A 21,594-nucleotide genomic window follows, 5' to 3' on the forward strand; every position below is an offset into this window, starting at 1 on the left:
GAGGGGAATGGCGATGGGCACGCTGAGTAAAGTGCTGGTCCTGACGAACGAGTACCCACCGCACGTCTATGGTGGGGCGGGTGTTCATGTCGAGTACCTCACGCGCGAGCTCGCTCGTCACGTCGCGGTGGAGGTGCGGTGCTTCGGGGATCAGTTGATCGACACGCCGAACCTTCGCGTTCGGGGTTATCGCGGCTGGGAGGAGATCCGGTCTGCCGGCGATCGGCGGCACTGGCCGGCACTCGATGCGCTGTCTCGTAACCTCCTGATGGTGCGGGATCCGATCGATGCCGATCTTATCCATGCCCACACCTGGTACACTGATTTGGCTGCACTGTGGGGACGCCTCCTCTGGGAGCGTCCCTTCGTGTTGACCGTTCATTCCCTCGAACCGTTGCGCCCCTGGAAAAGGGAGCAACTCGGTACGGCGTACCACCTCAGCTCCTGGATGGAGCGGGTCGCTATCGAATCGGCTGACGCCGTGATCGCGGTCTCCGGTGCCACCCGTGAGGACGTCCTGCGACTCTACCGAGTGGCACCGGAGCGCGTCCATGTGATCCACAACGGGATCGACACGGCTCTCTATCGTCGAACCAGCGAGACCGCCGCACTCGAGCGCATTGGTGTCGACCTCGCACGCCCGTTCGTGCTGTTCGTGGGACGGATCACGCGCCAGAAGGGGATCGCCTACCTGCTCGCGGCAGTTCCGCACCTTCCAGCGGACGTCCAAATCGTCCTGCTGGCGGGCCAACCCGATACACCCGAACTCGCTCATCTCGTGGAGTCGCGGGTCGCTGAATTCCGGGAACGACGTGGCGGAATCTTCTGGGTACCGGAAATGCTGCCGCGTCAGGAGGTGATCCAGTTCTACTCGCACGCGACGGTCTTCTGTTGCCCGTCGATCTACGAGCCTTTCGGCCTGATCAATCTGGAAGCCATGGCCTGCGAGTGCCCGGTCGTAGCCTCGGATGTCGGCGGGATACCCGAGGTGGTGGTCGATGGTGAGACCGGGCTCCTCGTTCATGTGGAGATCGACCCGGAACGCGGTGAGCCGGTCGATCCTGACGGGTATGCCCAGGATCTGGCACGCGCGATCCGGCGTATCATCGAGGATCCAGCGCTCCGGGCACGACTGGGCCGCAACGGCCGCCAGCGGGTCGAGCAACTGTTCAGCTGGTCGGCCGTTGCAGAGCGGACACTGGCACTTTACCGGAGTCTGGTGTGAGCGACCGCCGCTGAGAGAGCGCTCCCGGCGGCCATCGGGTAATCGCCTGACTCGGGAAGCGACACCACATACGCGGTCCACACATCCGGGATCTGGAGAATCTCGTTCAAGGCGGCTTCCGGGATCGGGTCGTCCACGTTGAGCACCATGATCGCTTCGCCGCCGCGCGCCCGCCGCCCGACCTGCATGCCGGCGATGTTCACCTCGTAGCGCCCGAGAATCGTCCCGATTCGGCCGATGATGCCGGGTCGGTCGAGGTGATGGGTGATCAGCATGTGGCCGGCCAGGGGGCGCTCCAGTGAGAAACGGTCGACTTCCATGATGCCGGCCTCGCGATGATCCCAGCGAACCATGACGTGGTGTGGCGGATCCCCGTCGACTTCGAAATTGAATTCCGGCACGGTCGAGGCAGTGGTATCGAAGCGGACATCGACGAAGAGGTGCAGTTCTTGGGCGACGAACCGGGCATTGACCGGGGTGACCCGGCGGACTGTCCAGCGACGCAAAGCGGCGGCGAGTGCGACCGCGGTCACATGCTCAGCGATGTCCGAGGCGACTTGACCGTGGACTGTCACCTGGAAGGTGGTCGGACGAGCTGGCTGCAGGACGGCGATGAGATGGCCGGCGGCTTCCGCCACCCGAGTGAGGCGACGCAGTTCCGGTGCATGGAGGGACGCAGCTGGCAAGTTCACCGCGTTGGGCACGATCTCACCGCGCAGCGCAGCCAACGTGGTGGTGGCGATGATCTCACCGACCGCTTCCAGGGCCTCACGGCTCGATCCGCCGATGTGCGGAGTGAGGACGACATTGGGGAGGCCGAAGAGGGGGCTCTGGTAGGCCGGCTCCTCGGGGAAGACATCGACTCCAGCCGCTGCCAAATGGCCGCTCTTCAGCGCCTCGGCCAATGCCTGCACATCGACCACCTCCCCGCGCGCGCAGTTGATCACGATGGCTCCCGGCTTCATGCGCGCGATCGCCCGGGCATCGAGCATGTGGCGCGTTTCTGGCGTCGCGGGAACGTGGAACGTCACGATGTCGCTGTTTTCCAAAAGCGTCTCGTAGTCGACCGGTTCCACGCCGAGTTGCGCGAAGCGCTCGCGGGTGATGTACGGGTCATAGCCGAGAAGTCGGCACTCGAATGCCCGGAGTCGCTGCGCCACGACCGAACCGACGCGCCCGAGGCCGACGATTCCGATCGTCTTCCCCTTGAGATCGAAGGGGCGAAAGCGCTTGCGTTCCCACCGTCCCGCGTGCGTCGTCGCGTTGGCGTCGATCAAGTTGCGCGCGATGGCCAGCATGAGGGCGACGGTATGTTCGCCCGCTGAGACGGCGTTGGCACCCGGCGCGTTCAGGACCAGAATACCGGCCTCGGTGGCCGCTTGAAGGTCGATGTTGTCGACCCCCGTGCCGGCTCGGGCCACGACGCGGAGACGCGGGGCGTGGGCGAGGAGTTCGCGCGTCACCTGTGTCTCGCTGCGCACGATAAGGGCGTCGGCCTCGCGCAATGCCTCGTAGAGCGCCGGTTTGTCGCGCCCATCGACCTCGATGACGTCCGCCTCGCTGGCGAGTCGCTCGCGTGCCCGTTGGTCGATGACGTCGCTCACCACGATGCGACGCCGGCGCGGCTGCGCACCGTCACCACTGCCGGGCAAGGCGATGGGTGCACCAGCGAGCCGCAGGATCGCCTGCACTGCAGCGGTGAAATCGGGAACGCGGACGATGAAGGGGGACTCAGCCGGCGGGGCAGGATCCTGGGTCAACAGGAAGCAGGTGATCCCTGCCTCCGCATACCGGGTGGCGTGCCGCAGACTGTCCTCGATCGCATGAGTGACGCCGAGTTCGCGTGCGACCGCCACTTTATCGTCAGCGAAGACGATCCGGCAGGGTGGAAAACCGTGTCGCTGCAGCCATTCTTCGGTCGTCGGCTGGGATCCCTGCGGCCGAGCCGTGATGATCACCAGTCGCTCGTCGCCCAACGCCTGCAGCAACTGCTGGAGGAGCTTCGGGGCGTTCGGCGCCGGATCGAGGAGCGTTGCTGGCCCGCCTGGGCCATAGACCCACAGGCGAACTGCCTCCGGAACGTTGCATCCGTGAGAGTCGACGAAGGCGTGATCGGGAAGTTGCATGCCGAGCGCCCGGTTCGCTGCTTGGGCGAGCGGTGCCGGATGCTCGGTCAGGACGCCGTCAAGATCGAGTGCGAGTCGAATCGAGCGATCCATGAGTCCCCTCCGGTTCTCTGGTGACAGTCGTCGCCGACAGACAGCTCGTCGTACCGGACCAGCTTCGACTGGATCCGGGCCGACTGGAACCGGAGAGACTACTGGAGCCGCGACCGCAACCCGAACCGCTACCCATCCCCAGCGCCGTGGTAAAGAGCGTCACGACGACTGCAGCGTGTCGGTCGGTGTACTGATCCATCTTGCTGATCCCTCCTTGCGACTCGGGCTTCGGTGCGGCAAGCCGACGCTCGACTCAGTCTAGTATACGGCACGAATGACTCGTGTCGAGAGAGGAGTTTCCAAATACCGAACACACTGGCCGATCGTTACGGCCACCGGGGTCGGAGATGCCACTCGAGCATCCGGTCGAGGGTTGGAACGCCAGCAGACTCGCAGCATCGCTCGCTAAAGCGAGCGATGCTCGATACGGAATCCGGCCAGGCTCTTCCGCGCCGCCCGAACACTCGGGAAGCGTTGCCGGAGGATCGCTGCGGTTTCCGGTGACTCGTGCTATCCTTCACGATCGGGGCAGGGAGGGTCCTCGGAAGCGAGGTGCGCCGGTGTCGCTGATCGATTACGCGGTCATCGGACTGCTCATCATCACCAGCACGGTGATGGGAACGGTTCTCATCCTGCTGGGCCACTTTGTCCGTCCGCGCAAGCCGAATCCGGCAAAGCTCCAGCCCTATGAATCCGGCGTTCCGGACGTATCCCCGCCGCGCGGCCGCTTCACACCGCGCTTCTACCTCGTTGCTCTCCTGTTCGTCGTCTTCGATGTCGAGGCCATCTTCCTCTATCCGTGGGCAGTCGCCTTCGACGCGCTCGCGCTCTACGGCTACGTCCAAGCCGCGCTCTTCGTGGGGATCCTGCTGCTCGGGCTCCTCTACGAATGGCGGAAAGGAGCCCTGGAATGGGTATGAGTGCTGCGCAGAGCCATCCCAACATCATCACCACCACGGCCGATTGGCTCTTCAGCTGGGCGCGTCGCTCCAGCTTGTGGTGGTTGCAATTCGGGCTCGCCTGCTGTGCCATCGAGATGATCAGCTCGGCGATGCCTCGTTTCGATCTCGCCGAGCGCTTCGGGATGCTGTATCGAGCATCGCCACGCCAGGCTGACCTGATGATCGTTGCCGGCACCGTCACGAAGAAAATGGCCCCAGTCGTTCGCCAGCTCTACGATCAGATGGCAGATCCCAAGTGGGTCATCAGCATGGGCAGCTGTGCGAACGTCGGCGGGCCGTTCGATACCTATGCGGTCGTGCAAGGTGTCGACCAGGTCATTCCGGTCGACATCTACGTGCCGGGCTGTCCACCGGTGCCGGAAGCGCTCTACTACGGAGTCCTGGAGCTGCAGAACCGGATCATCCGCTACGAGCGTCTCAAGGAACGCTACGGGCCAGAGGCGGCCGAAGCGTACCGCGAGGAAGAACGCCAGGCCGCTCGCTCGGCGCTCGGTCCGCGCTCATAGGAGAAGCAGGGCATGGAGGAGCAGCGCCAGCAGCCGATGGTGATCGAGCCGAGATCGTGGGAGACGACCGGCTATTGGGGCCCGACCGACCCGGAGCAGCATCCGGCTGTTCGCCTGGTGCGGGAGCGCTTTCCCGATGCCTTCGAGGAGGCGACGGTTTTTCGCGACGAGATGACGATCCGTGTCGCCCGGCCGGCGCTCCGCGACGTCGTCGATTTCCTGCGCCTGCACCCAGAGCTGCGCTACAACCATCTGACCGACATCACGGCTGTCGACCTGCTGTATCTCCGCGAGCGGCCGCGCTTCGACGTCGTCGTGCACCTCTACTCGATCCCACGACGCCAGCGGCTGCGCGTCAAGTGCGGCGTCGACGACGGCGAAATGGTCCCTTCTCTCGTCCCGATCTTCGCCGGGGCGAACTGGTTGGAGCGCGAGTGCTACGACATGTTCGGTATCGTGTTCGAGGGGCACCCTGATCTGCGGCGCATCCTCTTACCAGAGGATTGGGACGAGGGGCACCCCCTGCGAAAGGATTATCCGTTGCGCGGGTACCGGGACTACGTGCAGCCCGGCTACGAGGCACCGGCGCCTCGCATCCGCGGAACCTTGCGGAGGCCAGGACCATGATCGACTTCTCGCAGCCGACACCGGTGATCCTCAGCGAGGTGCGCCAGATCACCCCGACCCGGCGCGAACTCGTCCTCAATATGGGTCCGCAGCATCCGAGCACGCATGGTGTGCTCCGCGTGCGGCTGACGCTCGAGGGGGAGACGGTCATCGCCTGCGACCCGGTGATCGGCTATCTGCACCGGGGAGTCGAGAAGCTGGGCGAGTCGCACCGGTACGCCCAGTTCGTTCCCTGGACCGACCGCACCGACTATGTTGCCGCACCCTCGAACAATCTCGGCTATGTGCTCGCGGTGGAGAAGCTCTGCGGCATCCAGGCGCCCGAGCGAGCCCAGTATTGGCGAATGATCATGGCCGAACTCACGCGGATCGCTTCTCACCTGGTGTGGCTGGGAACGCACGCGCTGGATATCGGCGCCCTTTCCGTCTCCCTCTACACGTTCCGTGACCGCGAACTCATTCTGGATATCTTCGAGAAGTTCTGTGGAGCGCGGCTGACGACCAACATGATGGAGATCGGTGGCTTCTCGCGGGAAATACCGCCCGATCTCCCGGAAATGGTTCGCGAGTTCTGTCGTTACTTTCCGAAAGCGATCCGGCAATACGAGGATCTCCTGACCGAGAACCCGATCTGGCTCGCGCGTACCAAGGGGGTCGGTGTCATCGAGCCCGACGTGGCCATCAACTACGGGCTCACCGGCGCCTGCCTGCGCGGCTCGGGGGTCAACTACGATGTCCGCAAGGCGATGCCGTATCTTCTGTACGATCGGGTCGAGTTCGAGGTGCCGCTCGGGACGCATGGAGACGTCTACGACCGTTATCTGGTTCGCATCGAGGAGATGCGCCAGGCTCTTCGCATCATCGAGCAGTGTCTCGAGCAGGTGCCGACCGATGGTCCGCTCATGGCCTACGAATCGCCCTATGTCATCCCGCCGCACAAGACGGTGATGACGACGGCCGAGGACATGCAGCGGCACTTCATCTGGGTCATCAAGGGGTTCAGTCCCCCCAAGGGCGAGGTCTACCACGCGGTGGAGCACTCGAAGGGTGAACTCGGTTACTACATCGTCAGCGACGGAAGCCCGATCCCGTATCGGGTGCGCATCCGCACGCCCGACTTCGTCAACCTGCAATCGCTCCCGTACATGGCGCAGGGAGCCATGCTGGCGGATATCGTGGCCTTGATCGGGACGATCGATATCGTCCTCGGCTCGGTCGATCGGTGAGACCGGGAAGCGGAGTGAGGCGGCAGGCGGATGGACTGGCAGCGGCTGATCGTGAGTTATCTGGTCGGCTTCGTCCTCCTCAACGTGTTGCTCGGGCTCATGGCCTACATGACCTGGTTCGAGCGACGCGTGCTGGCGCGCATGCAGCACCGGGTGGGGCCGAACCGGACGGGTCCATTCGGTTTGCTCCAGCCGATCGCTGACGGCATCAAGCTCCTGGCCAAGGAAGATATCGTTCCAGCCAATGCTGATCGTCTCGTCTTCCTCGTCGCCCCGCTCCTCTCCTTCGCACTGGCGCCGCTCGGTGCGGCGGTCATCCCGTTCGGTGACACGCTGCAGCTTTTCGGAATCGAGATTCCCTTGCTGGTCGCCGACATCAATGTCGCTGTCCTCTACGTGCTGGCGCTCGGCTCGGTAGGGGTCTATGGGATCATTCTCGGTGGGTATGCCTCCGGGAACCGGTACTCGTTGCTCGGCGCGCTCCGCTCCACTGCCCAGGTGATCAGCTACGAACTGGTACTGGGGCTCTCGCTCGTCGGGGTCTTCATCTTGTCCGGTTCACTCAGTCTGCAAGACATTCTGCGCGAGCAACAGCGCATGCTCGTGCTCGGCCCGCTCACGCTGCCGAACTGGTACATCTTGTCGCAGCCGTTGGCCTTCGCCTTGTTCCTGATCGCTGCAGTCGCTGAGACCAACCGGGCACCGTTCGACTTGCCGGAAGCAGAGACGGAGCTGGTGGCCGGTTATTTCACCGAGTACTCCGGGTTCCGCTTCTCGTTCTACTTCCTGGCAGAATACATCAATATGATCGTCGTCTCGCTCCTGGCGGCCACGCTCTTTTTGGGTGGGATCGATGGGCCTTTCGCTGATGGGGTATGGTGGTTGGCGCTCAAGGCGCTCTTCTTCCTGTTCTTCTATGTTTGGCTGCGCGCGACGCTGCCACGCTTCCGCTACGACCAACTGATGGGACTGGCCTGGAAGGTGCTTTTGCCGCTGGCGCTCCTCAATATCGGGCTGACCGGTTTGGTGCGGTTGTGGGGCATCGGCGCGCTCTGAAACGGGAGAGGGAACGTCTTCGATGTCGCTCGAGGTTGCGGTGTTCTCCTTGCTCGCGCTGGTGAGCGTTCTCGGCGCGCTCGGGGTGGTGCTGGCCCGCAACCCGGTCCACAGTGCGATCGGGTTGGTTCTCTCTTTTCTCAACGTGGCGGCGATCTATCTCGTGGCGCGTGCCGAGTTCCTGGCTGTTGTGCAGGTCATCGTCTACGCGGGGGCGATCATCGTGCTCGTCGTCTTCGTCACCATGCTCGTGCATCCGGACGATCTGCCGGAGTTTCACGGGCGCCGTCCGCTGCGCCTGGTGACCGGTCTCGTGCTCGGTGCGGCATTATTGGCCGAAGTCGCGGCTGCCGTCCTCGCACGGGGCGTGCGCGGGGCACCGGGACCGTGGACGGATGAAGCGGTGGCTGCGGTTGGGGGCAATACGCGCGCGCTCGGTCAGGTTCTGTACGTCGATTACATGCTAGGGATTCAGCTCACTGCTTTGCTCCTCCTCGCGGCAACGATCGCGGCGATCGCTTTGGCTCGTCCGGAGGCGATCAGTGACCGGGTGGCCGCAGCGCGTCGGGTGCTCACCATCTCGCTCGCCCATCCGCGTGGTCTCGACCAACCGGAGCTTCCATTAGCTTTGCCGGGAACGCAGGACGGTCGGGTCAAGGCGGCCGGGGGAGGTCGACCGATCGTCCTGGCTCGCTCGGCCGACGAGTTCACCGAGCAACCGGCTTGGGGTGAATGGAGGGGGCGATGAGCGAGCTTTCGGCGACGCATTTCCTCCTCCTGAGTGCCGCGCTCTTCATCATCGGCATGGTCGGAGTCCTGACGCGACGCAACGTGCTCGTCATCTTCATGTGCATCGAGCTGATGCTCAACGCAGTCAACGTGAGCCTGATCGGCTTCGCGTGGGAACTCCACCAGCTCACCGGACAGGTCTTCGCCCTGTTCGTCATCGCGATCGCTGCTGCTGAGGCGGTCGTCGGTCTCGGAATCGTCATGGCACTGACGCGCCGGACCGATACGGTCGACATCGACGAACTCCGCCAGCTCCGCGAGTGAAGGGGAGGAATGATGGAGCGAACAGTCGACTGGCTGGTCATCATCCCTCTCGCACCGCTGCTGGCCGCACTCGTCAACTTTCTCGTTGGTCGTTGGTGGATACGCCAGCGGGCGCACTGGTTGGCGGTTCCCGCAGTCGGGTTGTCCTTTCTGGTGAGCCTCGTGGCTGCAGTGGAGGTGCTCGGACAACACCACGTGCTGCGCCAGCCGCTCTACACGTGGATCGCCGCCGGTGACTTCCATGTCCCGGTCGAGTTGGTCATCGACGAGCTGACCGCCGTGATGCTCCTCGTGGTGACAGGGATCAGCTTCCTCGTCCATGTCTACTCGATCGGGTACATGGCGCATGATCCAGGCTATTACCGCTTCTTCGCCTGGCTGCCGCTCTTCGTTTTCTCGATGGTGATGCTGGTTTTGGCCAATAACTTTCTGGTCCTCTTCGTCTTTTGGGAAGCCGTCGGACTCTGCTCGTACCTCCTCATCGGCTTCTGGTTCCGGCGCCGTTCAGCGGCCGATGCAGCCAAGAAGGCCTTCATCGTCAACCGGATCGGTGACTTCGGGTTCGCGCTCGGTATAATGCTGATCTTTACGAGCCTCGGGACACTCGAGTACCACGAGGTCTTCCAGTCCATCCCCGAGCTCTCGACCGGTACGGTCACGGCGATCGCACTGCTCCTCTTCACGGGGGCGATCGGGAAATCTGCCCAGCTCCCACTCTTCGTCTGGCTTCCCGATGCCATGGAGGGGCCGACCCCAGTCTCAGCGCTCATCCATGCCGCGACCATGGTGACGGCTGGTATCTTCATGGTCGCCCGCGCACATCCGATCTTCCTGGCCGCGCCACTCGCCATGGGGGTGGTCGCGACCATCGGTGGGCTCACGGCCTTCGTGGCAGCGACGATCGCGACGACCCAGTTCGATATCAAGCGTGTCGTCGCCTATTCGACGGTCAGCCAACTCGGCTACATGGCGATGGCACTGGGAGTCGGCGCCTGGATTCCCGCTATCTTCCACCTCTTCACGCATGCCTTCTTCAAGGCGCTCTTGTTTCTCGGCTCGGGTGCCGTGATGCACGCGATGCATGACGAGCTCGACATGCGGCGTATGGGCGGACTGAAGCGCTGGATGCCGCTCACCTACTGGACTTTCGTCATCGGCGCGGCCGCCAATGCGGGGATCGTGCCGCTCGCTGGATTCTGGAGCAAGGACGAGATCCTGGTCGGGGCCTGGGTCGCTGGAGTGCCGCTCCTGGCCATCCTCGGCTTGGTCGCTGCCTTCTTTACCGCGCTCTACATGTTCCGTGCTGTCTTTCTCACCTTCCACGGGGAGCCGCGCTTCGATCCTCACGAGATCCATCCGCACGATCCTCCGAAGACGATGGCGCTGCCGCTCCTGCTCCTCGCGGTCGGTGCTGTCCTCGCCGGATTCGTCGGGGTGCCCCCAGAGAACGGGTGGCTCCACCATGCGCTCGAGCCGGTCTTCGAGGGAGCGAAGCATCACGAAGTACCGCTCGCGCTCACACTCGGCATCGCCATCGCGTCGACGGTCGTCGCGCTCGCCGGACTCTGGATCGCGCATGCTGCCTATGTGCGGGCAGCGATCGATCCAGCTGCGGTGGCGGCGCGACTGGGCCTGCTCTACCGGTTGGCTGCGAACGGCTGGTACTTCGATCTCGTCTACCAGCGAGCGGTCGTCCGCCCGCTCGACGCGTTCGCGACTTGGCTGTGGCGCAACGTCGACATCGCGATCATCGACGGTGCCGTGAACGGGGTTGCCCGGGCAGTCGCTGCCACAGCCCAGCTCTGGCGCCGGCTCCAGACGGGGTTGGTCGCCAACTACGCGCTCGTCATCGCCTTGGGGACGGTCCTGCTCGTTGGGATCTATCTCGCATTCGGGAGCACCCTGTTCCGGTGAGCGTGTAGGGAGGAACGATCGATGGACAATCTCCCGATCCTGAGTCTCATTACCTATAGTCCGCTCGTCGGAGCAGCGATCCTCTTTTTGTGGGGCGGAGCATCCCCGCGTGCGGCACGCTGGATCGCCCTTCTCGCAAGTTCCGTCTCCTTCCTCTTGTCCGTCGTCATGCTGGTCGCTTTCGATCGAGACCAGTCCACTCTGCAGTTCACCGAGACGTTCGACTGGCTGCCGGAACTGGGAATCGCCTACCGCCTGGGGGTCGACGGTATCAGCGCGCCGCTGGTCGGGTTGACGACGTTGCTGACCCTGATCGCTGTTCTCGCTTCCTGGGATCCCATCCGGCACCGAGTGCGCGAGTACTACATCACCCTCCTGCTCCTGGCGACCGGAATGCTCGGCGTCTTCGTGAGCCTCGATCTGTTTCTCTTCTATGTCTTTTGGGAGATCGTCCTCATCCCGATGGCGCTCATCATCGGCGTTTGGGGGAGCGCCAATCGGGTGTATGCGGCAGTCAAGTTCTTCCTTTACACGCTCGCTGGTAGCTTGTTGATGCTGGTCGGGATCGTCGCGATCTACCAGGAGTATTTTCGCCAGACCGGGATCCGCACCCTGGATGTCTTGCAGCTCGCACAGGGGCAGTACAGCGAGGCGTTTCAGTTCTGGACTTTCCTCGCCTTTTTCCTCGCTTTCGCCATCAAAGTCCCGATGTGGCCCTTCCACACGTGGTTACCAGACGCGCATGTCGAGGCGCCCACTGCTGGCTCGGTGATCCTCGCCGGCGTTTTGCTCAAGATGGGGGGTTATGGCTTCCTCCGCTTCAATCTACCCCTCTTCCCCGATGCGACACGAATGTGGGCTCCGGCGATCGTCGTGCTCTCGGTCATCGCCATCCTGTATGGTGCGTTGATGGCACTCGTCCAGCAGGACTTCAAGAAGCTGGTGGCGTATTCCTCGGTGAGCCATATGGGGTTCGTCACTTTGGGGATCTTCGTACTGAACCAGCCGGGGCTCAGTGGTGCGATGGTGGTGATGCTGAGTCACGGTTTCGTCACCAGCGCGCTCTTCCTCATCGTCGGCGTGCTCTACGAGCGTGCGCATACGCGCGACCTCGCAGCGTTCGGTGGGCTGGCGCGCAACATGCCTGTCTTCGCTGCCTTCTTTGGCCTCTTCACCCTGGCGTCTCTCGGTCTTCCCGGACTGAGCGGGTTCGTCGGCGAGTTCCTGGCTCTGCTCGGTGGCTTCCGCGCCTATCGTTGGGCCGGAGTCTTGGGGACAATTGTCGTCATCCTGGCCGCCTGGTACATGCTCCGTGTTTATCAGCGGGTCGCGCTCGTGCGTGCACCCGGTGAGCCGCCTGATCCCGACGATCCGGAACGTCGGCTGGCGCTCGCGCACGGCCTACCGCCGATCGCTGGCGGGAGCGATGGTCCTCATGCCTATCCCGATCCGCGAACGTTCCCGGATCTCACCTGGCGCGAAGCAGTGAGCCTCCTGCCGCTCGCGCTGTTGACGATCTGGATCGGCGTCTACCCGCTCCCGCTGCTCGAAATGCTCGAGCCAGCCCTGGCTGCTCTCCTCGGCCGTGGGATGTAAGGGGGAAGTCACCGATGTCGGTCCGTCTGGCCGTTCCCGATTGGTCACTACTCGTCCCGCCTCTCATCATCGTGGGCACGATCGTCCTGTTGCTGATCGTGGATGCCGTGCTGCGGCGTCCGCCGGCTCGCCTGCTGCTCACTCTCGCCTTCGCCGGGCAAGTGCTTGCGCTCGCCTCTCTCTGGACCATCGACTGGGCGCAGGGCGCGACGACCTTCGGACAAAGCTACCGTGCTGACTGGTTCGCGCTGGCAGTCGCGCTCGTGGCGCTGATCGCTGGTGCGCTCTCGGTGCTCGTTTCGGCCGGGTACACCGAGTCGGGACTCGATCCTGAGGGGATCGGGCAGGCCGAATATCTCTCCTTGTTGCTCTTCTCGGTTCTCGGGACCATGCTGGTCGGCGCGGCCGGGGACTTCATCGTCCTCCTCCTCGGTTTGGAAATGAGCGCGGTGGCGGTCTACGCCCTCACGGCGTTCGCGCGTCGGCGCGTGACCAGCGTCGAGGGTGCGCTCAAATACTTCCTTCTCGGAGCGTTCGCCAGCGCCATCCTGATTTACGGTATGGCGTGGGTGTACGGCTCGACCGGCAGCATCGTCCTCCGGGATATCGCGGAGACGCTGCGGACAGTCGTCATGCCCGGTCAGCCGCTCGATCCCGCTTTGCTCCTGGCGCTCCTGCTCCTCGCCGTCGGCCTCGGGTTCAAGATCGCAGCTGTACCGTTCCACATGTGGACACCGGATGCCTACCAAGGTGCTCCGACGCCTGTCTCCGCCTACATGTCAGTGGTTCCCAAGGTGGCCGGTTTTGCCGCGGTCGCACGGGTGCTGGTCCAGGGCCTGCAGCCGCTCAGTGAGCAGTGGACCGGCCTCCTCGGTATGCTCGCTGCGATCACGATGATCTATGGGAACGTCGTCGCGATCGCCCAGCGTGACCTGAAGCGGATGCTCGGCTACTCGGCGATCGGTCACACCGGCTACATGCTGGCGGGCCTCGCTGCCTTCACGACCGGTCAAGCGGGGGACCGGAGTGTCGGCAGTGTCCTCTTCTATCTCTTTGCCTACACTTTCATGAACATCGGAGCCTTTGGGGTCATCGCCTGGTTACAGGAACGCGGTCTCGGCACGACGCTCGACGATATCGCTGGTTTGGCCGGGCGTGCGCCGCTCGCTGCCCTTACGATGGCCATTTTCATGCTCTCCTTGATGGGAATGCCGCCCCTTCTCGGTTTCTACGCGAAGTACTACGTCATTCTCGCACTGATCGAGGCCGGCCAGCTTTGGCTGGCGGTGGCGATCGTGGTCATGAGCGCTGTGTCCGCTTTCTTCTACTTGCGCGTGGTGACCCGGATGTACTTCGAGGAGCCAGCCGGAGCACTGCAGCCGGCGCGGACTCCCGTTTTAGGTTTGGGACTCGCGCTCACGACGCTCGCCACGCTCGTTCTCGGATTGGTTTCCAGCCCTATCCTCGATCTCGTGCAGCGCTGGTCCGCGGCGCTGGCCTGACGGCATCCCGTCGAACGCGACGCGCATGAACTGGACGCTCGAACCCTACGATGTGACGCATGCTGCCGCGGTGGCTGCTCTTTGGAATCAGGAGTTCGGCCGCCAGCTGCCACTGTCAGCCGCGTTGCTCGCCCTTCGCTGGCAGCCGGCTGACGGCGAGCCAACAGTGGCGCGGATCGCACGATGGAGGGATCGTCTACTCGGGGCGCTCCTGGTTCGCTTCCCGACGAGCCCGTGGTACCCCGCTCGATCGGCCTTCGTCACCCTGCTCGTCGTCGATCGCGCGATGCGTGGTCGCGGCATCGGCCGCGCGCTCCTCGACGAGGCCATTCGGATCGCCCGGAGTCACGGTTATCGTTCCCTCGTCTTCGGTGGGGGGCCAGGACATCTGGTTCCCGGGATTCCGGCCGATGCTCCCCTGGAGACCTGGCGGTTCCTACGGCGCCCGGGGGCACTCCCTCGCGAGATTTTCCACGATCTGCTCGTCGATCTCGCTCTTCCCTTGCCGACGGTACCCCCGAGAGCTGACCTCCGCCTCGAACCTGCACCGCGCGAGGCGATGCTCGCTTTTCTGACCCAGGAATTTCCCGGTGAGTGGGAGTCGGATGTCAGCGATGCCTACGATGCCGGTGCCACTGTCCTCGGCCTCTACCATGCTGAGACGCTCGTCGGTTTCGCAGCCATCCACTCGCCAGGGCAATGGCCGCCACCACCGAGCCTATTCTGGGCGGAGAGCTTGCCCGGCCCAGTAGCGGGTTTGGGCCCTCTCGGTATCGCGCAAGCGTATCGGCGCCGAGGGTGGGGACTGGCAATGGTGATCGGCGCGTTGGAACGCCTGCGAGCGGCTGGCGCTCGTTGGACGATCATCGATTGGACCGACCTCGCATCGTTCTACGGACGAGCTGGAGCGCATCTCTGGCGGACCTATCAGGTCGCTGAGCTTCCGCTGACGTGAATCTGTCGCTCACTCCGTTGCCTCGGATCGGAACAGGATACGATCATGGCGATGCCGAAGCTGTTTCTCCGACCTGGCCACGACAAGCCGGTACGCCGTCATCATCCCTGGATCTTTTCCGGCGCGGTGGCGCGCATCGATGGACAGCCTGACGATGGCGATATCGTCGAGGTCTACAGTAGCGAGGGCGAGTGGCTGGCGCGTGGTTACCTGAATCGGCGTTCCCAAATCGTCGTGCGTCTGCTGACTTGGGATCGGGAAGAGGCGATCGACGAATCCTTCTGGCACCGACGGATCGATCGTGCTGTCAGAGCGCGCACATTGCTCGAGCTTGAGAGCGTGACCGATGCCTATCGTCTCGTCTTCGCCGAGAGCGACTGGATTCCAGGGCTCATCGTGGATCGCTATGCCGACTTTCTCGTCCTGCAGTGCTTGACGCTCGGCATCGAGCGCCGCAAGGAACTTCTCGTTCGCCTTCTCGCTGAGGAGTGCCGACCCGCTGGGATCTTCGAACGGAGCGACCGCGACATGCGCGAGAAGGAGGGTCTCGCTCCCTCGGAGGGAGTGCGCTGGGGGGGCGAACCACCGGACCGTCTCCTCATCCAGGAGTATGGTCACCGATTCCGAGTCGATGTCCGGCGCGGACACAAGACCGGGTTCTACCTGGACCAGCGCGAGAATCGTCGGCGGACCGCCGCGTATCTGGCCGGTCGTCGCGTGCTCAACGCCTTCTCCTACACTGGGGCCTTTGCGGTCTGGGCGCTGGCTGCGGGTGCTCGACACGTGGTCAATCTCGATTCGGCTGCCGATGTTTTGAGCGAAGCAGCCGCCAATCTCATCCTCAACGGCTTTCCAGAATCGTCGTTCGAGTGCGTGGAGGGCGATGCCTTTCGCGTCTTGCGAGCGTTCCGCTCGACTGGTCGCCGCTTCGATGCGGTGATCCTCGATCCACCGAAGTTCGCATTTTCCCAGGCGCACCTCCAGCGAGCGACGCGCGGGTACAAGGACATCAACCTGCAGGCGCTCCATCTCCTCGAACCTGGCGGGATCTTGGCGACCTTCTCCTGCTCCGGTTTGGTTTCGGCCGATCTCTTTCAGAAAATCGTCTTCGCTGCTGCTGAGGATGCCGGGCGAGATGTCCAGATTCTGGAGCGGCTGGCCCAACCGCCCGATCATCCCATCCGGCTCTCCTTTCCCGAGGGGGAGTATTTGAAAGGATTGATCTGTCGTGTCTGGTAGCGGGCTGAGGAGCTTGCGACCACGGCGGGCAGCCTCAGCGCCCGCTCACCTCGACGATCGTCTCCCGGAGGACGCGCCCCAAACGCTCTGCCCCCTTCAGGAGATCCTCGCGGGAGAGCGTGGTGAAGCCCAAGCGAAGGCTCGGGCTCGGTCGATGATCAGGGTAGAACTCCGATCCGGGCACGAAGGTCACCCCAGCAGCAGCGCAATGTGGCAGCAGACTGGCACTCTCTTCCACGCCGCGTAGGGTGATCCAGAGGAAGAACCCGCCCCTCGGCAACGACCACGCTGCGCATTCCCCGAGTTCGCGCGCGAGTGCTTCGGCCAGCAGCTGGCAACGCTCCGCATAGATCCGGCGCGCTCGAGCCAGATGTTCCTCGTACCAGGGGCTCGTGATGACGGCCGTGATCGCTCGCTGGAGCAAGCGGTCCGACTGGATATCGGCTGCTTCTTTGGCGTCGATCAAGAGCTTCATCAGGTGCGGTGGCGCGACTAACCAGCCCACACGCAAGCCAGGAGCCAGCGTCTTCGAAAAACTCCCCAGCGAGAGCACCTCGTCCCAGAAGGCGCGCAACGGCGGCGGTGGCGGTGTTTCGTACCACAGATCGCCGTACGGGTCATCCTCGACGATCGGTACGCCATACTGGGCTGCCAGCTCCACGACCGCGCGGCGCCGCTCGAGGGTCATCGTGACACCGGCTGGGTTCTGGAAAGTCGGAACGGTGTAGAAGAGCTTGGGGCGCGGTGAACGGGCCAGCGCTGCTGCCAATTCGTCGAGGACCACTCCTTCCTCGTCCAGGGGAATCGCCTCGATCCGAACGTCATATGGCTCGAAGACCTGCAGGGCACCGAAATACGTCGGTCCCTCGACGAGGACCCGATCCCCCGGTTCGAGCAACGCGCGCGCGACCAGATCGATCGCTTGCTGCGCACCCTGTGTGATCAAGATGGTATCCGGGTCCACCGTCGCTCCTCGCTGCGCCAATCGTGCAGCGATGGCTTCACGCAATGGCCGGTGACCTTCGGTCTCTCCGTACCAGAGTCCAGTCGGTTCCGTTCGCCAGGCTCGGGCGAGCGCTTCGCCGAGCGGCTCGGCCGGTAAACACTCGAGCGGGGGTGCCCCGCCGGTGAAATGGATGACATCGGGTGGTGTGGGGAGCGAGGAAAAGTCCGTCCGGATGCAGGGACGGAACGCTCTGGCCCGCCCGGCCAAAATGGTCGACCAATCGATCCTCACGATCCCTCCGTCCGCTCGTTCTCGGCCTGATCGACGAGGGTGATCTCGATCCGCTTGTTGTTGCGTCCTTTCGAGCGGGTACCGACGACGCGGATACCGCCGATTTCCCGCGTATTGCGGACGTGCGTTCCGCCATCTGCCTGGAGATCGAGCCCGCTGATCTCGACGACGCGGATCGACTGGATGCTCGGCGGGAGTAAGTTGACCTTGGTTCGGATCAAGTCCGGTATCCGCTCTGCCTCAGCCCGCGGAATCGTCCACCAGCGGACAGGGAGTCCACGGGCAATCGCCTCGTTGGCCAGCTGTTCGATGCGTGCGACTCGTTCCGGGGCCAGATCCTCGAGTTCGAAGTCCATCCGCGCTTTGTCCACATCCAGGTTCGCACCGGTGACCAGAGCGCCGAACTCGCGGAAGACCACTGCTGAAAGAACGTGCAAGGCGGTGTGGAAGCGCATCAGCCGGTAGCGTCGGTCCCAATCCAGCACACCCCGCACGGCCGTACCCACCGGAGGTGGTTCGCGATCGAGGAGATGCACGATCTCATCCGCAGTCGTACCGCGTCGGAGCGAGACCACTCGCCACGATCGACCATCGGTGCTCACCAGCTCACCAGTGTCGTGTGGCTGTCCACCACCACCGGGATAGAACGCGGTGCGATCCAGGATGACACCCTGATCCGGCGTCACCGCGAGCACGGTCGCCGTGAACTCGCGGACGTAGCTGTCGTTCAGGTACAAAAGTTCCGTCGGCATCCCGACTCGCCTCCCTGCCGCGATGATAGGGTCCACGAGCGGCCTCGTCAAACGGCCGGCGCTGCACCCGCATGGTGTACGACCGTCGACCCGGCGACGGGACTCTCGCTGCCGATCCGTTCCTGGCAGCCGAGCCAACTGCCGCGTTTACTTTTCCCCCTTTGCCGATGAGCCATTCGGCTCGGCTCGGTCCGCACGGGCACGTTCGAGCAGCTCCAGCACCTCTTCATCGGTCGCCTGGTGAAAGTCTTCGTACCAGGCACCGACTCCATCGAGCGGTTCGGGCGCGATGAGCACCTCGACGCGATCGACTTCACGGCGCAAGCGCTCGACCGTGGACGGTGGCGCGACCGGCAAGGCCACGACGATGTGCTCCGGATGCTGCTCCCGCACGGCGGCGATCGCTCCCAGCATCGTGAAGCCGGTAGCGACTCCGTCGTCGACGAGGATCGCCGTTTTCCCGGTCAAGTCAGGGAGCGGTCGTCCGCCGCGATAGAGTTGGCGTCGGCGCTCGAGTTCAGCCATCAACTTGGGGACGATCCGCTCGATGTACTCGCGGGTCGCGATGCCCAAGCGAATCTCCTCCTCGTTGACCGAGACGAAGCCGTTCTCGGCTACTACGCCGATCGCATATTCCGGGTTGAAGGGTGCACCGATCTTGCGCGTGAGGATGACGTCCAAAGGAATGTGCAGCGATCGAGCGATCTCGTAGCCGACCAGAACGCCACCGCGTGGTAACGCGAGGACGATGGCTGGTGTTCCCGTCAGATCACGCAGCCGTTCCGCCAGTTGCCGGCCTGCCTCGAAGCGGTCTCGAAACATCGCCCACCCCCACCAGTTCGTCCGATCGTCGCACTACGCTATGATTGACGCGACCGCGCGGCGACTTCTTCGTGCGCCGCAAACAACAATGGAGGACTTGTCGATGGCCAAACCACGTCTTCGGATCATTCCGCTCGGCGGTGTCGGTGAGATCGGTAAGAGCATGACCGTTTACGAGTATCGCAACGATCTGATCGTGATCGATGCCGGCGCCAAATTTCCCGAGGAAGATCTCCGTGGAGTCGATTTGATTATCCCCGATGTCGGATACATCAAGCAAAGGCTGAACAAGTTGCGCGCCATCCTGCTCACCCACGGGCATGAGGACCATATCGGTGGGATTTCCTTCATTCTCAACGAATTCAAGAGTATCGCTCCGGTGCCGATCTATGGCTCGGAACTTGCGATCGCCTATGCGCGTGCCAAGCTGGAAGACTACAGCGATCCCAAACTGGCGGACTTCCGGGTCGTCGAGCCGCGCAAGCGTTACCGACTTGGCCAGCACTTCGAGGTCGAGTTCATTCCGGTCACCCACAGCATTCCCGGTAGTTACGCCATCGCGCTGAAAACGCCACTTGGTTGGGTGGTCCATACTGGTGACTACAAGTTCGACCCCACTCCACCGCTCGGCCCGCGGACCGACGAAGAGCGCCTGAAGCAGCTCGGCCGGGAAGGTGTTTTGGTTCTCCTTTCCGACGCTGTCCGGGTCGAACGTCCTGGTCACACCCCCTCCGAGGCGGTGGTCAGCGAGACGTTGGACCGTATCATCGGTGCGGCCGAGGGTCGGGTGGTGCTGACCACATTTGCCTCCAACATCACCCGGATCGATCAGGCGATCCGGGCAGCGCATCGCCATGGGCGCAAGGTAGCCATCTCCGGCCGGAGCATGGAGCAGAGCACCCGCATCGCTCAGGAACTCGGCTATCTTCACCCACCCGATGGCGTGTTGGTGCCGGTCGAGATCGCGATGACGCTCCCGCGCAAACAGGCGATGCTTCTGACGACCGGTAGCCAAGGAGAAGCGACGGCGGCTCTAGCGCGGATCGCGAGCAGCGATCACCCGCATATTCGGCTCACGCCTGGCGATCTCGTCATCTTTTCCGCTACTCCCATCCCTGGTAACGAGCAGACGGTGAGCGAGACTATCGATCAGCTCTTCCGGATGGGGATCAAAGTGATTTATCCCGATATCGAGCCGACGGTGCACGTCTCCGGGCACGCGAGTCGCGAGGAGCTCAAGCATATGCTTCGCCTGCTGCGGCCGCGCTTCTGTGTTCCCGTCCATGGAGAGTACCGTCACCTCGCCCTTTACCGGGAACTCGCCCTCGAACTCGGCTATTTGCCAGAGCGAGTCGTCATTCCCGAACTCGGGTCGGTCCTGAGCTTCAGCCGCGAAGATGTCCGGCGCGAGGGAACGGTCGATTGTGGGCCTGTCCTCGTCGACTTCGTCACGCCGACTCACGCCGTCTTGCGCCGACGGGATGAGGTCGCTTCCAGTGGCGTGATCATCGCCGCCTTCGTGATCGATCGCGAAACGGGGAAGCTCATCGCCGGCCCCGAAGTGACCGCTGAAGGGCTGAACGGTAAGGTGAGCGCGGAAACACTCGCCAAAGTGACGGAGGAGTTCAAGCGGTTCCTGGCCAAGCAAAAAGGTGGCTTCAGCCACGGCTACCTGGTCAGTCGGACAAAGAGCGTGCTCGGCCGGCAGCTCTATCGACGGGCCAAGTTCCGCCCGCTGATCTTGCCGCTGATCAGCGAGTTATGAGCGTGACCGTCCGTTAGCGGAGCCGGGCGATCAGGACGTTGACGACGACCAGCACGGCGACGATCAGCGCCGCCAGCGCCGTGCTGTTGGCTCGCCCTAAACGGTTGCGCCAGAGCACGGTCAGGAAGAGCGCCGCGAGCGCCAGGTACCCGGTAATCGGATGCCAAATGCTGATCACTTGGGGTGCTCTGATGTAGAGGATCGTGCCCAGGATCACCTGGAGCGCGATCAGTGAGTGAGCGATCCCGACGAGCCACATCGGCAGTCCATTCTTCTGCCGGCGCAACCACGAGCCGACGGCAAGAAGCAAATAGATAATGGCGAGCGATTCACCGAGCATCCCGTGGATCGTGACGATCGTTCCCATCGTTCCTTCCTTTCCCTGCCTATTCTATCGCTCGATAGACCGGCTGCGCCGAGCTCCCCACCAGCCCAGCGCACTGATGCCAGCGAGCAGCGGGATCATCCACTCCTCGGGGACGCTGACCGAGCGTTTGGGTGTGAGCAGGGGAGCCCCGCCAGTGGCGAGATCGCGGACGAGATGAGCGCCGAGCCCGAGTCCCAGCCCCAGTCCGAGCGCCCGGTCTCGACGCATCGTCACCAGTGCCAGCAGGCACGCCACCGCGGCTGAGTGCGTCGCTGGGCGGGAGGGCATCGTCATGCAGGCCGAAAGACGCAGCGAACGCGCGGCTGCGACGTGATCGAGATCGAGGATGAGGGAACCGACGAGTGCCCCGGCGAGCAGACGACCGGGAGCCGGCAGCTGCCCGGTGATCGGCAAGACAGTCGCCAGTCCCGATGCCGCGTGCGAGGCAGCATCACTCACGCCGCGTCGCCACGATCCGGGCGGTGCTGCCGACCATGCGCGATGCGCGATCAGGGCGATACCCCAGGTGAGCAGCGTCGCGAGCCAACGCCGCATGCTCCTGCCTCCATCC

20 protein-coding genes are annotated in these 21,594 nt (G+C 63.6%); 14 read left to right on the forward strand and 6 right to left on the reverse strand.

Annotation, left to right across the window (positions count from 1 at the left end):
• The first annotated feature begins 13 nt into the window (after nt 1-13).
• On the forward strand, nt 14-1,225 hold the full coding sequence (gene glgA / locus TRD_RS08300; protein ID WP_041436062.1) for a glycogen synthase: 1,212 nt from the start codon (nt 14-16) through the stop codon (nt 1,223-1,225).
• Here glgA and serA read toward each other — a convergent pair.
• Nucleotides 1,207-3,444, reverse strand: a complete 2,238-nt coding sequence (gene serA / locus TRD_RS08305) for a phosphoglycerate dehydrogenase (protein WP_015922720.1) — start codon at nt 3,442-3,444, stop codon at nt 1,207-1,209. The two genes, glgA and serA, sit on opposite strands and share 19 nt — an antisense overlap.
• Before the next feature lie 560 nt (nt 3,445-4,004).
• On the opposite strand from serA, the gene TRD_RS08310 reads away from it, so the two are divergent.
• The 12 genes from TRD_RS08310 to TRD_RS08365 are packed head-to-tail and all read left to right on the forward strand — an operon-like array spanning nt 4,005 to nt 16,080.
• On the forward strand, nt 4,005-4,364 hold the full coding sequence (locus tag TRD_RS08310) for an NADH-quinone oxidoreductase subunit A (RefSeq protein ID WP_015922722.1): 360 nt from the start codon (nt 4,005-4,007) through the stop codon (nt 4,362-4,364).
• A complete protein-coding gene (locus tag TRD_RS08315) occupies nt 4,355-4,912 on the forward strand; it encodes an NADH-quinone oxidoreductase subunit B (protein WP_015922723.1) in 558 nt (185 codons plus the stop codon). The genes TRD_RS08310 and TRD_RS08315 overlap by 10 nt, the downstream gene beginning before the upstream one ends.
• A 12-nt stretch (nt 4,913-4,924) precedes the next feature.
• On the forward strand, nt 4,925-5,539 hold the full coding sequence (locus TRD_RS08320; protein ID WP_015922724.1) for an NADH-quinone oxidoreductase subunit C: 615 nt from the start codon (nt 4,925-4,927) through the stop codon (nt 5,537-5,539).
• Entirely contained in the window at nt 5,536-6,765 is a 1,230-nt protein-coding gene (gene nuoD, locus TRD_RS08325) for an NADH dehydrogenase (quinone) subunit D (RefSeq protein WP_015922725.1), read from the forward strand. Before TRD_RS08320 ends, nuoD begins: the two co-directional genes overlap by 4 nt.
• Before the next feature lie 30 nt (nt 6,766-6,795).
• Nucleotides 6,796-7,821 carry an NADH-quinone oxidoreductase subunit NuoH gene (gene nuoH, locus TRD_RS08330; RefSeq protein ID WP_015922726.1) on the forward strand — a complete coding sequence of 342 codons (1,026 nt, stop codon included), beginning with the start codon at nt 6,796-6,798 and terminating at the stop codon, nt 7,819-7,821.
• Nucleotides 7,822-7,843: 22 nt separating this feature from the next.
• Entirely contained in the window at nt 7,844-8,569 is a 726-nt protein-coding gene (locus tag TRD_RS08335) for an NADH-quinone oxidoreductase subunit J family protein (RefSeq protein WP_015922727.1), read from the forward strand.
• Nucleotides 8,566-8,874, forward strand: a complete 309-nt coding sequence (gene nuoK, locus TRD_RS08340) for an NADH-quinone oxidoreductase subunit NuoK (protein ID WP_015922728.1) — start codon at nt 8,566-8,568, stop codon at nt 8,872-8,874. Before TRD_RS08335 ends, nuoK begins: the two co-directional genes overlap by 4 nt.
• 12 nt (nt 8,875-8,886) lie before the next feature.
• Nucleotides 8,887-10,788 (forward strand): NADH-quinone oxidoreductase subunit L, encoded by a 1,902-nt coding sequence (nuoL, locus tag TRD_RS08345; protein ID WP_015922729.1) that lies wholly within the window; start codon nt 8,887-8,889, stop codon nt 10,786-10,788.
• 21 nt (nt 10,789-10,809) lie between these two features.
• Complete coding sequence (locus tag TRD_RS08350) at nt 10,810-12,384, forward strand: complex I subunit 4 family protein (protein ID WP_015922730.1); 1,575 nt, start codon at nt 10,810-10,812, stop codon at nt 12,382-12,384.
• A gap of 14 nt (nt 12,385-12,398) precedes the next feature.
• A complete protein-coding gene (locus TRD_RS08355) occupies nt 12,399-13,886 on the forward strand; it encodes an NADH-quinone oxidoreductase subunit N (RefSeq protein WP_015922731.1) in 1,488 nt (495 codons plus the stop codon).
• A gap of 25 nt (nt 13,887-13,911) precedes the next feature.
• The gene (locus tag TRD_RS08360) at nt 13,912-14,841 is read left to right on the forward strand and encodes a GNAT family N-acetyltransferase (protein ID WP_015922732.1); all 930 of its coding nucleotides are present in this window, start codon (nt 13,912-13,914) and stop codon (nt 14,839-14,841) included.
• A 51-nt stretch (nt 14,842-14,892) separates the two neighbouring features.
• Complete coding sequence (locus tag TRD_RS08365) at nt 14,893-16,080, forward strand: class I SAM-dependent rRNA methyltransferase (RefSeq protein WP_041437011.1); 1,188 nt, start codon at nt 14,893-14,895, stop codon at nt 16,078-16,080.
• Between the two features lie 34 nt (nt 16,081-16,114).
• Here TRD_RS08365 and TRD_RS08370 read toward each other — a convergent pair whose 3' ends face one another.
• The 3 genes from TRD_RS08370 to TRD_RS08380 form a co-directional block, all read right to left on the reverse strand.
• On the reverse strand, nt 16,115-17,317 hold the full coding sequence (locus TRD_RS08370) for an aminotransferase-like domain-containing protein (protein WP_015922734.1): 1,203 nt from the start codon (nt 17,315-17,317) through the stop codon (nt 16,115-16,117).
• Nucleotides 17,314-18,069, reverse strand: a complete 756-nt coding sequence (gene alaXM, locus TRD_RS08375) for an alanyl-tRNA editing protein AlaXM (RefSeq protein ID WP_015922735.1) — start codon at nt 18,067-18,069, stop codon at nt 17,314-17,316. Before alaXM ends, TRD_RS08370 begins: the two co-directional genes overlap by 4 nt.
• Before the next feature lie 147 nt (nt 18,070-18,216).
• Complete coding sequence (locus TRD_RS08380; protein WP_015922736.1) at nt 18,217-18,891, reverse strand: phosphoribosyltransferase; 675 nt, start codon at nt 18,889-18,891, stop codon at nt 18,217-18,219.
• Between the two features lie 103 nt (nt 18,892-18,994).
• On the opposite strand from TRD_RS08380, the gene TRD_RS08385 reads away from it, so the two are divergent.
• Complete coding sequence (locus TRD_RS08385; protein ID WP_015922737.1) at nt 18,995-20,656, forward strand: ribonuclease J; 1,662 nt, start codon at nt 18,995-18,997, stop codon at nt 20,654-20,656.
• A gap of 13 nt (nt 20,657-20,669) precedes the next feature.
• On the opposite strand, the gene TRD_RS08390 is transcribed toward TRD_RS08385, so the two are convergent.
• On the reverse strand, nt 20,670-21,023 hold the full coding sequence (locus tag TRD_RS08390; protein ID WP_015922738.1) for a hypothetical protein: 354 nt from the start codon (nt 21,021-21,023) through the stop codon (nt 20,670-20,672).
• A 24-nt stretch (nt 21,024-21,047) separates the two neighbouring features.
• Nucleotides 21,048-21,578 (reverse strand): metal-dependent hydrolase, encoded by a 531-nt coding sequence (locus tag TRD_RS08395; RefSeq protein WP_052294088.1) that lies wholly within the window; start codon nt 21,576-21,578, stop codon nt 21,048-21,050.
• Nucleotides 21,579-21,594: the final 16 nt, after the last annotated feature.

It is taken from the genome of Thermomicrobium roseum DSM 5159 (genome assembly GCF_000021685.1).
Classification (GTDB): Bacteria; Chloroflexota; Chloroflexia; order Thermomicrobiales; family Thermomicrobiaceae; genus Thermomicrobium; species Thermomicrobium roseum.

What these genes read in the sequence shown, in the direction of transcription:
- glgA (WP_041436062.1), top strand. Translation starts at nt 14, where the DNA reads ATGGGCACGCTGAGTAAAGTGCTGGTCCTGACGAACGAGTACCCACCG.
- serA (WP_015922720.1), bottom strand. Translation starts at nt 3,444, where the DNA reads ATGGATCGCTCGATTCGACTCGCACTCGATCTTGACGGCGTCCTGACC.
- TRD_RS08315 (WP_015922723.1), top strand. Translation starts at nt 4,355, where the DNA reads ATGGGTATGAGTGCTGCGCAGAGCCATCCCAACATCATCACCACCACG.
- TRD_RS08320 (WP_015922724.1), top strand. Translation starts at nt 4,925, where the DNA reads ATGGAGGAGCAGCGCCAGCAGCCGATGGTGATCGAGCCGAGATCGTGG.
- nuoD (WP_015922725.1), top strand. Translation starts at nt 5,536, where the DNA reads ATGATCGACTTCTCGCAGCCGACACCGGTGATCCTCAGCGAGGTGCGC.
- nuoH (WP_015922726.1), top strand. Translation starts at nt 6,796, where the DNA reads ATGGACTGGCAGCGGCTGATCGTGAGTTATCTGGTCGGCTTCGTCCTC.
- TRD_RS08335 (WP_015922727.1), top strand. Translation starts at nt 7,844, where the DNA reads ATGTCGCTCGAGGTTGCGGTGTTCTCCTTGCTCGCGCTGGTGAGCGTT.
- nuoK (WP_015922728.1), top strand. Translation starts at nt 8,566, where the DNA reads ATGAGCGAGCTTTCGGCGACGCATTTCCTCCTCCTGAGTGCCGCGCTC.
- nuoL (WP_015922729.1), top strand. Translation starts at nt 8,887, where the DNA reads ATGGAGCGAACAGTCGACTGGCTGGTCATCATCCCTCTCGCACCGCTG.
- TRD_RS08350 (WP_015922730.1), top strand. Translation starts at nt 10,810, where the DNA reads ATGGACAATCTCCCGATCCTGAGTCTCATTACCTATAGTCCGCTCGTC.
- TRD_RS08355 (WP_015922731.1), top strand. Translation starts at nt 12,399, where the DNA reads ATGTCGGTCCGTCTGGCCGTTCCCGATTGGTCACTACTCGTCCCGCCT.
- TRD_RS08360 (WP_015922732.1), top strand. Translation starts at nt 13,912, where the DNA reads ATGAACTGGACGCTCGAACCCTACGATGTGACGCATGCTGCCGCGGTG.
- TRD_RS08365 (WP_041437011.1), top strand. Translation starts at nt 14,893, where the DNA reads ATGCCGAAGCTGTTTCTCCGACCTGGCCACGACAAGCCGGTACGCCGT.
- alaXM (WP_015922735.1), bottom strand. Translation starts at nt 18,069, where the DNA reads ATGCCGACGGAACTTTTGTACCTGAACGACAGCTACGTCCGCGAGTTC.
- TRD_RS08380 (WP_015922736.1), bottom strand. Translation starts at nt 18,891, where the DNA reads ATGTTTCGAGACCGCTTCGAGGCAGGCCGGCAACTGGCGGAACGGCTG.
- TRD_RS08385 (WP_015922737.1), top strand. Translation starts at nt 18,995, where the DNA reads ATGGCCAAACCACGTCTTCGGATCATTCCGCTCGGCGGTGTCGGTGAG.
- TRD_RS08390 (WP_015922738.1), bottom strand. Translation starts at nt 21,023, where the DNA reads ATGGGAACGATCGTCACGATCCACGGGATGCTCGGTGAATCGCTCGCC.
- TRD_RS08395 (WP_052294088.1), bottom strand. Translation starts at nt 21,578, where the DNA reads ATGCGGCGTTGGCTCGCGACGCTGCTCACCTGGGGTATCGCCCTGATC.